Source organism: Bacteroidota bacterium, assembly GCA_016718825.1.
In the GTDB taxonomy this organism is placed as follows: Bacteria; Bacteroidota; Bacteroidia; order J057; family JADKCL01; genus JADKCL01.
The window spans coordinates 41,115-53,531 of the sequence record JADKCL010000028.1 but is presented as its reverse complement, the minus strand read 5'-3'; the positions used below and the strand labels follow the sequence as shown (position 1 = coordinate 53,531).

The window sequence follows — 12,417 nt, the reverse complement described above, 5'->3', positions numbered from 1 at the left end:
CAATCATGTTGTTCTATCTTATTAGCAATCTAAACGATTCGCTCCCCATGGATGACGTAGCACGAGCCACGTAGTACCCGGAGACAAGATCAACTGTGGGAAGATAAAAACGGGAGATTGGAGGTTTTGCTAGAAGTGATTTTTTCAATACAAATGCCCCATAACTATCAAAAACCTCAATTTCGACCCAATCCATCCTTGGAATCCTTGTTACAATCGAAATCTCCTCCTCCACCAAGACAGGCACGGGAAAAATTTCAATCCACCTACTTACCTGATCATTCAAATGAACTGAAACGATATTAGAAAATGTAACAAATCCAGCCTGATCATCATAACGAATACGGTACCAAATTTCTGAGGCGAAATTGGGTACCCCGTCGACAAATCGAATATCGTCGTTTGATTGATCATTCGCGACTGCCACGGCTATTGCCTGAAAGCTAATTCCGTTTTCGCTCTTTTCAACGAAATAGTTCGCTCCACCAACGATATTAGAAGACCAATTTAGAACTGGGAAGCCGTCATTAATCTCTACCTCCAACTCGAGCATTACCGGCAAGACACAAGGTAAAATTGTTACCGTCCTAACAATTGTATCCGGCTCACAGCCAAAAACAATCATTGTAACGGAATATGACATTGGAGCCGAGAACACATGGTTGCTTGATTGCCCAACGCTGTGGTTCAACAATCCACTAGACGGATCCCCGAAATTCCAAACAATCGAGTCATAATCAACAACGCCATTGGAAACAAATTGTGTATTATCAGCATAGCAGGTATCCGAAACATGAATCGTGTATCCATTTGGAAAATAGGAAATTGTTTGCTCTGGCGGAAAACTTATTATTCCGAAACCACTTGAGGTGCCTGGACTAAGAGAAAACCCGTTGGCCACATATCCACAGCCTACTCCCCAAATATTGGGATTATTTATTACTGACAAAAATCCAGAATTGGTTCTGGCAACATAGATCTTCCCATCCAGTCCCAATTGAAGCCCCCCAATTACGTAATCACCTGCAATACTAGTGATCAGGTTGGTAGACAGAACATTGTTAGGGTTTATTTGATACAACGCACAGCCAGCATACCCTTTGCTCAAATAAAGAATATTGTCATCAGGAGAAAATTCGATTCCATAAGCACCCGGAAGATTGGATAAAATTGTCTGCGGATTAGTTAATGTTCCAGTATTTCTGTTGAAATCAAAGATCTCGGCTTTGTTGCAAAATGTTTGAACTGAAACAAGCTTAGTTCCTGCATGATTCGGCTTCATGAATCCAATCATGCAGTTTGAGGCTGTAAAACTCCCAACAAAGGAAAGGACAGGTACGGGTGCTAGTCCCGCGGATGTCAAAGAATAAGATGCAAACGCAGAGCTAGAAAGCCTATGCGTTACAATCCAAAAATCTACACCATTTTGTTGTCGAATGGCGGTGATCTTCTCTGCACAACCATTCGAAATTAGAATATTCTTACTTCCAACGACAACTGCACCTAGTCCGCTACTCAACGACATATCGATAATAGAGTATCTGAGCGAATTCGTTGTACTCATGTGGTCTCCAACGGTAAAAAGAAAGTACTGATGGCAATTACCTGGATGACGGACCACCAAGGCAGAGGTCGTTGATGAAAGCCCCCCCATTAGCCCGGTACCATTGGTCATGGGCAAGTGATTTTTGTTCCAAATGGTTAAGCCATCAGAATAAAAGAGCAAATTCCCGTTATGATCCGAATAACTCGAACAGCCTTCAAACGAATACTGCTGTCCCCCACTAACGGCGATAGCATTTCCTGTACTGAAATTTATTCCTGCATTGTATCCAAAATACCACCGATTAGCATGGTTTTGAGTGAACCCTGTAAGAAACATTCCCAGATTAAGCGCCCAAAAGGCAAGAATCGCGGCTTTCATGATGTTAGCAATAAAATGGTTTCAGCTTGTAATATAGCACTTTTTTTTACATCCTCGTTTTTTTTCTACCTTCATAGTGTCACTTAAACACTTTCTCCATGAAGGCTTGGGTCATTCCTTTCTGCCTCTTGTTTGGTGCGGTAATCACCGGCAACGCACAGGTGCATACAACTTACCTTTGGCACCTCGAACAGCCCAACTATTGGCCGGAGGTCAGTCAGGCCAACGGCTACCGGTATCAACTCGTCAGGGAGTCCAATGATCTGAAATTCTCGGGAGGGAATGTCTATTCTGACAATCAGGCACATCCGCTCAATGATTTGGCGCAGATTTTTTCCAATGCCGACCGTGTCGCTGCCTACCAATACCGCTGCAAAGACGCCGTGCAGTCATTGCTCGGGCATCCCGAGGCCGGTGCGCAGGTGAATTACAGTGGATGCCTCATCGAAAATATCAATTCGTTGGCAGCGGCGAATCAATGGGGGTACGGCAATGGCTGGGCAAACAACTTCACGACGGCACGAGGATGGAACACATCCGGAGGCAAACCGCGGATGGATGTCACAGGCTTCTCGTTTCACCATGCACTTTCGCCCTTGGTTTCAGAACGGACGCTTGCCAAAGAAATTCAGGCACACCGCTATCTCTACAATCAGACCTTCGGCACCAATCCCAACTATTCCAAAGGCTATTTCCCGGCGGAATGCGCTTTCAGTGAGCGTATTATCAAGGTGTTGGTTCAGGAAGGCTTCGAATGGTCGGTCGTCGCCAACAGTCATCTGGCACGCACGTTGGCCGATTATCCAGTCAATTACGGCACTTCGGGAACCAATTATGATCCACCGAATCGCGCCGACAAAGTCACCGCCAACGGCAGCCTTTGATGGAATGGGCAAATTGATGGACGTGGAGGCGCCTTCGCTGCTCCCTATTGCTACCAAGCGCACAAGGCGCGCTACGTTGATCCCAATACCGGCCAAGAATATAAGATGATAGTAGTGCCGATGTGCGATCTCCTCAGCTACAAGGACGGCTATTCGTTGATGGGAACCGGCGAAATTGATCAGCACATCGCTCCCTACAACAATCCGAATCAACCGTCGTTGGTGTTGATGGCCCATGATGGCGACAATGCTTGGGGCGGAGGCTATGATTATTATACGAATTCGGTGCCGGGTTTTGCCAATGCTGCCGTCGGTCAAGGTTATGTTCCGACGACGATTCAGCAGTTTTTGACGGATCATCCCGTCCCCAACAACGACGTGGTGCATGTGGAAGACGGTGCTTGGGTCAATGCCGACAACGATTGGGGGCATGCCCAGTTCATCAACTGGCTTTGGCCGATGTACAATAGCGGAAAACGCTTCGACCCCAATGGTTGGACAGAAGATGCACGCAATTGGGCTGTGCTCGTCGCTGCGGAAAACCGCGTCCAAATGGCGGAAGACCTTCAAGGCACCCTTGACATTCAAGACATCGTGGCACCAACCTCAGGCTCCAACGCCGCGGAACGCGCTTGGCATCACCTGATGCCGGCCTTCAACAGCGGCTATATGTATTACGGTACCTCGTTGGACATGGAGGTGAAGCCCAGTTTGGCTGCCAATATTGCTTGTGGATTCGCCAACCAAGTCATCAATGCGCATGCAGGGACCGACAACACCCCGCCCAATGTATTCATTCCGCAGCGTTTTCCATGGAATCCGGGTGGAATTGGATTCGGCCCCGTGTACGGTTATCAGCAACATCAAAATAGCAGTGACTTTCATGTATGGACCTTTGCGTATGATGTTTCCGGCATGCAATCGGTCACGCTCAAGTTCCGCACCGACCTGGATGGCAGCAATCCGATGTCGAGCGATGAAAATGAGGTTTATGCGGGCGGAGGCGGGGTGACGACGTGGCAATCGATGACGATGACGTCAAGGACCTTTCCAACGGGGAATGTCACTGGCAACGGCAGCATCAACTTCTTCATTCTGCCCGATTACATTGCCACGGAGTACTATGCTGAAATCACCGGACTGCACGATACCCTGGTGGATTACTACATCGAGGCCGTCGACCAAAACGGGAATTTGACGAAAACGCCGATTCAACATGTGTATGTGGGCGCGAGCAACCCGGGAGCGGCCAAAATGGCATCTATTGGGTGCCAACGTACCCGTCGATCAACGACACGGTGACCATTCACGTTCCCGCTCCCGATACCACCGCGTTGCTCCATTGGGGCGTCAACGGCTGGACCCAACCCCATGCAGCCTATTGGCCCATTGGTTCCACACTCTTCCAAGGCACCGGACCTGCGCTCCAATCCCGGATGGATACGCTCAGCGGTGAATTGTTGATCCAATTGGGGCCATTCAACAACGTCTCCCAATCCGTTTCCATGGTGGATTTCGTAATTCACTACGACAACAACACATGGGACAACAACGGTGGCGGTGACTACCATATCCCGATTTCCCAGCCTGTCGCAATGGAAGCCAAAGGAGACGAATTGAGGGTCGACCTTTGGCCCAATCCAAGTTCGGGCGACCTTTCCAACTGCCAGCTCCGCATCCAGGATTCCGGCGATCCCTGGTTTTCTTTGGAACTCCTGGATGTCACCGGTACGGTCCTGAGCAAGGAAAAAGTAGGAACTGGAATCCATCGTTTGCAGACGGAGGAATTGCCCAAAGGGATGTATTTCTTGCGCATCACGGGGACCGAAACACGTCGGCAGGTGACACAAAAGCTCGTGGTTCAATGATCCTGAGGGCTTTTTTTCCACAAATCGGTGTCCCAGCCTGTGATTTGGGAGGTCCACAACCTTCATTACAGGCTGAATCGGGGATGAATTCGGGAGAAAAACTGGCTCAAAATAGGCCCTGGAAACAATTTTTGCGGGTTTGTAGATTATTTTAGTCGCAAAATCATAGTGGGAATGTTTTTTTTTCTGGCATTCAAACTTTTTTTGCACTTTGCCCGCAGAAACGGAACAGTGTTTGTTCAACTGCCATGATCCGCGATGGAAAAAGAAAAGGATAGCGGAAGTTTGTTGGGATACAGATATTTTTCGGCATGAAGCGAGTTATCAAGAGTTATGAAAAGATGGATGCCAACTTACAGGCATTGTTCATCAAACAATTTCCAGAGGGCATTTCCCTTGGTATCGTGCTGACCTTTCAGGACCATACAGGCAAACGCTTCAAAGGCGTGGAGCTTCTGGATGCAGACGCTGATACCTTGTACTTGGTGAAGATGGACGATTACATTCGCGCCAATTTCACGGAAGCTGAGGAGAAAGAGGAAGCCGCAGAGGGTGAGGAATTCGAGCGCGAGGATAGCCCCGATGCAGAAGGAGATGACGATTATGAGGAGGATGCATCCTTCGAGGGAATCGACGACTGACACGGGGCTGCATTGCAGTTTCCAATCGAGCATAAAAAAGGGCTGCAATTGCAGCCCTTTTTTACTTTTATCTCGTTTTGTAATCGCCTTCAAGTGGAAACGGTTTTGCTGCTGTACGCATTCAAGCCTCAGCCACCTTGGCAACCCTTAATTTGCAGGCTCTACTCCGACTGCCTTTGGTGCCCGGTAAAGGGAAAAGACACTTCGGTAAAGTGAGGGATCTTTTTGGAAGTCGTCCAAGGACTTCAACGTCTCTTCATCGATCAAACTCCACAGCGGTTGCGCCACCTCTGACATCAAAGGCAAAGCCTCCAAAATCAGCGTATCCCACTCAGGATAAAGCTTCTTAAAATCTTCCTTGCCCACCATTCCACGGCATTTCGGACTTCCGCAGAAGCATTCCATCGGCTGCTCCAGGTTAAAAATCCCGTATTCGTCCGTCAATTGCTCGCCAGCTGCGATGTCACGAATGGCAATTTCGAAGCCATAACCAGTTGAAATCGAATTAAAATCACAACTGTGATTGACATACTTGCCAAAATCCCAGCTCAAAATCCGATCGCCGTGGGCATCGATGTAGCTGAATTTGTCCAAAATTGCCCGGATCGGTGTTTGGTAACTCAGAAACTGAGCTTCGGGAATCCTTACTTCCAACTCGTCTTCCACATAGGTAATGGTTCCCTTTGGAATCAACTCGGTTGCAAAAACACCATAGCCCACTTCAGGGCTGATCATTCGTAGTTCTAATGAAGGGTGAATCATATTCAAGTCCAAATTCGGGAATCAGGTCCACTTATTACCGACCATGGCGCATTTTGGGCAGCCAAAATTGGCTGGGAATCGGCGCATGGTTTGCATCGTGAAACCGTCTTCAATTAACGTCAGTTTAAGCTTTAAACGTGTCGGCAACAATACGACTTTTACCTTTGTTGTGTTGCATTTTTTAATCGTCCTGCACATTTTTTATCCACAGCAATCACAAAACGTAACTAACTCAAAATCAATGCATACGCACAACCAAAGCTAACAATTCCATGAAAAAACGTTGAATCTGAGAATCGATCGATGCGCGACCACGGCAAATGGATATCAGAAGTATGCCGGTAAAAATTGGCCGGAACACAAGAATGGCCACATGCAAGCAGTGGCCATTCCAAAATTGTACTATCGGGAGAATCAGGCGTTGCCAACGCGCTTGACGCGCAACACCAAGTCCGTCCTGTCTTTGTCGCCGGTAAATTCCGAGCGCACCATGAATTCATCTTTGCCGACTTTGTTGGTGAGCATTTCGCTCCATTTCCAACTGCTGTCTTTTTTGCCTTCGGCTCCATTGGGCAAATACTGGGTCCTGATGCTCCAATCGACACCTTTGCGGGACTTGACACTCACCGTAGAGCCGGGAGTGGCTGCATAGGCACCGTCAGCATCCCCTGAGTTCCAGAGGCGAATGCGTTGTGCATTGGCTCCGCCTGCACTCACGACCTGCATTTCCCACTGTCCTTGCCCAAATTTGCAGCGGCGTGCATCTTTGGCATCCCAAACCGTATTGATATCATGGCCAAATTCGGCCTTTTCGAGCATAGCGCCTTCCTTGCCCCAAAGATCCTTTCCATCTTGATCATCAAGGAATTGTGTATAACCATTCAGGATATTGGATTCCAGCGAAAGTCGATGGAAATTCTGCTGATAGGTATCGTTTTTCTCGTAGCCTTCAATGTCGCCGCGGCTCAAACGGATGATCTCAGAGCCACCATTGCTTGCAAAACTCACCTTGTTGGTCGGCAAGCTGAATGGGTGAATCTCCGGTCCACTGCCCCAAGCAAGATCACTGCGAATGTCGCGTTTTGTATCGCCCTCGTTGGTGCCAAATTTGTTGAGAAAGTAGGCCAATCGCGGATCGTTGACATTATTGGGCATGTCAGTGGAGACAAACTGCGCAAATTTTGGATAACGCGCGATGTCGCTGTCCCGCATTTTGAAACGCTGCACAGGTGCAGCAGTGGAGCTAGCCGTTGCTTTCTTGAGTTGCTTTTGAGTGCCATCGGCATCCCCCTTTGTCCCTTTTTTGAGCTGTTTTTGGGTGCCGGCTGCCGACATGTCAGCGCCTGCAGCCTTGGAAGCCATATCGTCAGCCTCCTTCTCAAGCGACTTGTCATCATTCAAGGGCATGCCTGACACTTGCCCTGTGCTTTTTACGCGACCTTCGCTCTGTTGCTGCACGTGGGTGAGTTCGTGGGCGAGCAATTCCTGACCGCTCTTGGAATTTGGATCGTATTGCCCTGGCGCGAAGTGGATGTCGGACCCTTGCGCATAAGCCAAGGCACCCGCCTCGACGGCTTTGCCCGAATTGGCATGGATATTAACGCCGCTGAAATCCGTACCGATGGTGGATTCCATTTTGCCACGCACCGATTCAGGCAATTTGTTGGCGCCACCACTTTGGGGCTCCTCTTTTTTCTGGACAGGTGACGAAGTGAGCGCAAACGGAGGAGGAGCCATCGTTTTGGATGTGCTCTCTTTGTGTTGCATCGGCAACGGATTGTCCGTCTTCTTGCGCTGAATCTTGGCGTTCTTATTCATAGTTGACAATTGGCAATTGATCAAAATGGGCGTATCCCCTATAAACTCACGCCTAAAGTACCAAGAAATTCCAGCATTTCCAACTTCGATTCGGGTTGATACGGGAAACTTTTCCACGTCACAGACCGTCCATTCCAAAAGACTAAACAGCGGAGTGGAAGACCTCTGAAAATGGCGCCTAAAACCCTCCAAAGAGCAGCAAAAGGGGGGGGGGGGGGGGGGGGGGGGGGGGGGGGGGGGGGGGGGGGGGGGGGGGGGGCGGGGGGGGGGGGGGGGGGGGGGGGGGGGGGGGGGGGGGGGGGGGGGGGGGGGGGGGGGGGGGGGGGGGGGGGGGGGGGGGGGGGGGGGGGGGGGGGGGGGGGGGGGGGGGGGGGGGCGCTACAATTCGAGATTGTAGCGCCTGCTGTCGACGAATCACTGACCTAGGCCAATTCGCCTTGGAAAATCGTATGCGTCTGCCAGAAATGTTTTCCGTTCAGCTTCCAGCGGTCGCTGAACTTTTTCATGTCAACGGGCTTCATTTTGGACTGGAATCGCTTGTCAAACGGCTCAATCATGCTCGCGATCTGCCGACGAAGTGAACCATTGGCATTTTGCATGATGACCTCCAACTCCTCCCGCACGGAGATTTTGTTGAAATAATCGGTGAGATTGCCCTTCCAATCACTGTCCACGAAATGCTTCCAAGAATTGACCAATTGGCCCAAACGGCGCTCCGGCTTGATTTTGGGGACATTTGCAAAATGTGGCAACCTCGCCAACGCCGCAGTAATGCGTTCGGTTTGGCGCTTGGTGAACCGCACACGCAGATTGGTCTTTTCAGCCTTGTTGCGCAGTCGGATGATGCCCACCCAGTTCAAAAATTTGATGACAGGCCACATCGGATCAAATTCAAACCAACGGTGGCCGAAGTTGGGATTTGAGCCATTCTTGTGGTGGTTGTTGTGGTAGCTTTCGCCCCACATCAGGAAATCCACCGGAAGGAAGTTCTTGCTCGTGTCCTTCAATTCGAAGTTGGTATAGCCGATTTTGTGCGCAAACCAGTTGATGACGGCACCATGGAGCGGCCCCATCACGATGGTCATCGGCAGGAGCAGCCACTGCCACCATGCGGTTGCCAACAGCGCATAGACGCCGACATACAGCAATCCGAATCCGATACGCGTCGCGATGTGCTCGGCAAAACGGTCAAAAGCAACCCATTCGGGCATGTTTTTGGTGAATTTCGGATCAATCGGCTTGGTCTTGTGGGCGATGGAGAGGTATTCGGCACGGGTGCGCCACATCATCGCAAAAATGTTCTTGTCATACTTGGGCGAATGCGGATCAAGCTCCGTGTCGGCGTAGGCATGGTGCATCCGATGCAAAATGCCGTAGACCGTAGGACTCAAGTAAGATGATCCATTGGCGATCCAACTTCCGATAAAGAAAGTCTTCTCCCAAAATGGACTCATCTTGAACATTTGATGCGCCGCATATCGATGGTTGAACAACGATTGGAAAAAAAGCGAGGCATACCAGTGAATGACAAACAATCCGAGTATCAACATACTGCAAAATTACGGAAAATATGAATCCCTGCGTTGCCGCTCGCGCAGCTAGATGGGCAAAATCTTCATGACTTTGGTCAATTTGTTGCTTTAGCTGCTTTTCGATTGATTCCCAGCGCCTTCCTCAAGAAGTTTCTGGCCCAAGAACCCCCCATGGGAAAGAAATTACTGCGAATGCAGGGCGAAATGGTGAGCAATCCAAATGTGGCTTCTGCTGTTTGAGGGACGCGGTCAAAGTAGAATCGAATGGCAGGATCATTCAGATCCTCCTTTCGAGGCACCGCAGCCTCATCGCTGACACGGAAATTGGGAACCTTGACGACTTTGGAGGCTTGTTGATAGTGATCTCCGTACCAATGGAAGCCGATTTTATCCATCACTTGCTCCTGTGCTTCCGGTATCGGTACACCTGCAACCGGATAGACGACCCTCAGAACCTTGACGAAGGAAAGATAACTCTTGTAACTCACGCAGCTCCCCCAAATGACAATCGGTTGCAAAGGCTTGCGCAAAAACCTTCGAATCCACCGAAAGATCAAAGCGCGTTGCACCAAAAACTGATTGCGGTAGGCATGCTGTATCACCGCTTTGCCCAACCCAATGGTAAAAACACGTTTTCCATTGATTTCAAATTCCTCCTCCATCACCGTTGCCAAACCGACGACCTTTCCATCCACAAAAAAGGCCGCAAACAGCTTTGCAGCACCAAAGTCTGCATCAAATTCCTCCCGGCTCCAATCAACCAAGGATGCGTTGATGGACCAAATTGCTTCTTTGTGGGATTCAAGTTGCCGCGGTGTACAAAACCGCACATTTGGACGTTTGGGTTTCACCTTTTGAATCTCAACATGTCGGATGGCTGGGATCACCTTCATGGCGCAATGATGAGAACAGAAGCAGAATTGCAAACGCCCTGTAAACGCGTTGTAAACACTAAAATTTGGTTTCCTTCGGGCTGTTCCTTGAATTCATTCGCATTCAAATCGGCGTGATTGTTTAAATTTCGATGGAATGTCCATGAATATGCCTCAAAAATCCGAAGGGATAGCGTTGCAGCGATCGGGCGATTTGCAACGCGCTTGTATACGTTTGGTATTGGGTCTTGTGATCTGCTTGCTTTCCCAAAATGTATCGGCACACCCGATTCAAGTGCCCGACTCGGTGAGCCTGACCGATCCCCGATTCTTCAAAAGACCTGAATTCGGTGCGCGGTTCTTGACAAGTCAGCAATTGTGCGAGGCCGATCCCGTGGAGGGACTTGCGCAGTACCAGGCATTGTGGAAAGAATCCACACAATCCGCGGACCCTGCTGCGCAGGGCATCATTGGTACCGAGATCGCGGCTGTATTACTCCGTCAAGGACGGGTTTCCGAGGCTTTTGACTGGATCAACCAAGTGCTTGCGCTGGACTCCCTCATTGATCCGCTATCCCCGATCCGGCAACGGATCCACCGCAACATCGCCGGAACCTACACTGACTTTGAAGCCCACAATTTGGCTTTGCCCCACTACAAACTCGCACTTGCCATCGACGAAGCACGCGAACAAGCACCCACCCCCCGGAGATTCAGGCATTGCAGCGCAACTGCGATTTGCTTTCAGCAAGCCGACAGACTTGACAGCGCCTTCCATTATTACCAACGCTGCATCAACATCGCAACCGAACTCCATGAGCCCATCTGGGAAGCCTCTGCACGCAACAATTTGGGAATGGCGTTGCTCCATGTAGGCAACCTCGACTCTGCCCTCAGGTTGTATCAAACTGCGCTTGCAATGCTCGATCCGACCGACCAAACTGATCAGGGATTTGCCGTCAGCGTGCGCGACAACATCGGAGATGGGCTTTTGCAATCCAACCGTGCATTGGAGGCCCTCCCCTATTTCCAAGTGAATTTTGATGATTTTGACCTTCGTCCGAATCAGGGTGTGCACCTGCAAGCGGGACTCAGGCTTGTACACACATTCGTAGCGATGAACCGCCTATCTGAGGCAGAACAAATGTTGGCGACGATGAAAGCCTTTGCCGCGAAAAGCGCTCCTTCCATTTTGCTGCGTTACCGCTTGGATTTGCTTGAAACCAGCATTTTGGTCGCCCAAAACACGCACAATTGGCAAGTTGCCTCCCAATTTCAGCAAGAACTGATTCAACTGCGGGACAGTCTGCAAGGCAAGGCTTTTCAGACGAAAGTCAGGACCTTGGAGGGCATGCTCATTGACAAAACCACGCATTTCAACACCGAAATTTACCTTTCGCGGCGTGTAGCTTCGGAAGCCAAAGCCAAAGCGAGCTTTCAAATTTTGCTGGTCGCAAGTGCCGCGATCACGGCAATCCTCATTTTGGCCATCGTCCTGATCAATCTGCGCCGTCGTGCCATCCAAGAGAATGCAAGGCATGCGCAGGAATCCTATGCCCGAGCGCTCGCTGAGTTGAACCTCAAGAATGAACGCCTGCAAAATGCACAGCTCAATCAGGCATTGGAAATGAAACGCCGCGACATTACCGACTATGCATTGGTGTATTCGCAGCGGCGGAATGCTTTTGAGGAAATTTTGGACAACCTCAAGCAAATCAGGCGACAACCCAATCCGGAGAAAGCTGTACAGGACTTGATCATGACGCTGAAAGGCAAAATCGAAGGGGAAGGAAAATTGAGTTTGGAGGCAGAACAAATCGAAAAAGTGAATCATGCCTTTTTTGACGACCTGAAGCAGAAGTTCCCGGGGTTGAGCAGCAGTGAATTGGAACTCTGTGGCATGTTGCGCCTTGGACATTCTTCCAAGGACATTGCCTTGCGCAAAAACATTGCTCCGGCGTCTGTGCGTATCGCCAAAACCCGGCTCAAAAAGAAGATGGGACTCGGACCTGAAACCGACCTGCGCGAATTTTTGAATTCCATATAAGTAAACAAACCTGGGCAACAGCCCCATGATCTCCGTATGAACGATTATTTGGACACATTTGTACGCTTA

General features: G+C 49.8%; 10 protein-coding genes. 5 read left to right on the top strand and 5 right to left on the bottom strand.

Annotated features, from left to right (window positions below; translation table 11 throughout):
* Positions 1-13: 13 nt before the first annotated feature.
* On the bottom strand, positions 14-1,924 hold the full coding sequence (locus IPN95_23020; GenBank protein MBK9452239.1) for a hypothetical protein: 1,911 nt from the start codon (positions 1,922-1,924) through the stop codon (positions 14-16).
* A 98-nt stretch (positions 1,925-2,022) separates the two neighbouring features.
* Here IPN95_23020 and IPN95_23015 point away from each other — a divergent pair, with 98 nt between their 5' ends.
* The 4 genes from IPN95_23015 (at position 2,023) to IPN95_23000 (ending at position 5,317) form a co-directional block, all read left to right on the top strand.
* The gene (locus tag IPN95_23015) at positions 2,023-2,808 is read left to right on the top strand and encodes a hypothetical protein (GenBank protein MBK9452238.1); all 786 of its coding nucleotides are present in this window, start codon (positions 2,023-2,025) and stop codon (positions 2,806-2,808) included.
* Positions 2,809-2,928: 120 nt separating this feature from the next.
* On the top strand, positions 2,929-4,110 hold the full coding sequence (locus IPN95_23010) for a hypothetical protein (protein MBK9452237.1): 1,182 nt from the start codon (positions 2,929-2,931) through the stop codon (positions 4,108-4,110).
* Complete coding sequence (locus IPN95_23005; GenBank protein MBK9452236.1) at positions 4,077-4,676, top strand: T9SS type A sorting domain-containing protein; 600 nt, start codon at positions 4,077-4,079, stop codon at positions 4,674-4,676. The genes IPN95_23010 and IPN95_23005 overlap by 34 nt, the downstream gene beginning before the upstream one ends.
* Before the next feature lie 311 nt (positions 4,677-4,987).
* A complete protein-coding gene (locus IPN95_23000) occupies positions 4,988-5,317 on the top strand; it encodes a hypothetical protein (GenBank protein MBK9452235.1) in 330 nt (109 codons plus the stop codon).
* Between the two features lie 147 nt (positions 5,318-5,464).
* Here the strand turns inward: IPN95_23000 and IPN95_22995 are convergent, their stop codons facing one another.
* The 4 genes from IPN95_22995 to IPN95_22980 all read right to left on the bottom strand — a co-directional run bounded on the left by IPN95_22995 (position 5,465) and on the right by IPN95_22980 (position 10,322).
* Positions 5,465-6,079 (bottom strand): SET domain-containing protein-lysine N-methyltransferase, encoded by a 615-nt coding sequence (locus IPN95_22995; GenBank protein ID MBK9452234.1) that lies wholly within the window; start codon positions 6,077-6,079, stop codon positions 5,465-5,467.
* A 414-nt stretch (positions 6,080-6,493) separates the two neighbouring features.
* The gene (locus tag IPN95_22990; protein ID MBK9452233.1) at positions 6,494-7,897 is read right to left on the bottom strand and encodes a DUF4157 domain-containing protein; all 1,404 of its coding nucleotides are present in this window, start codon (positions 7,895-7,897) and stop codon (positions 6,494-6,496) included.
* 422 nt (positions 7,898-8,319) lie between these two features.
* A complete protein-coding gene (locus tag IPN95_22985; protein ID MBK9452232.1) occupies positions 8,320-9,447 on the bottom strand; it encodes an acyl-CoA desaturase in 1,128 nt (375 codons plus the stop codon).
* A gap of 77 nt (positions 9,448-9,524) precedes the next feature.
* Positions 9,525-10,322 (bottom strand): hypothetical protein, encoded by a 798-nt coding sequence (locus tag IPN95_22980; protein MBK9452231.1) that lies wholly within the window; start codon positions 10,320-10,322, stop codon positions 9,525-9,527.
* Between the two features lie 136 nt (positions 10,323-10,458).
* On the opposite strand from IPN95_22980, the gene IPN95_22975 reads away from it, so the two are divergent.
* A complete protein-coding gene (locus IPN95_22975; GenBank protein MBK9452230.1) occupies positions 10,459-12,348 on the top strand; it encodes a tetratricopeptide repeat protein in 1,890 nt (629 codons plus the stop codon).
* The last annotated feature ends 69 nt before the right edge of the window (positions 12,349-12,417 follow it).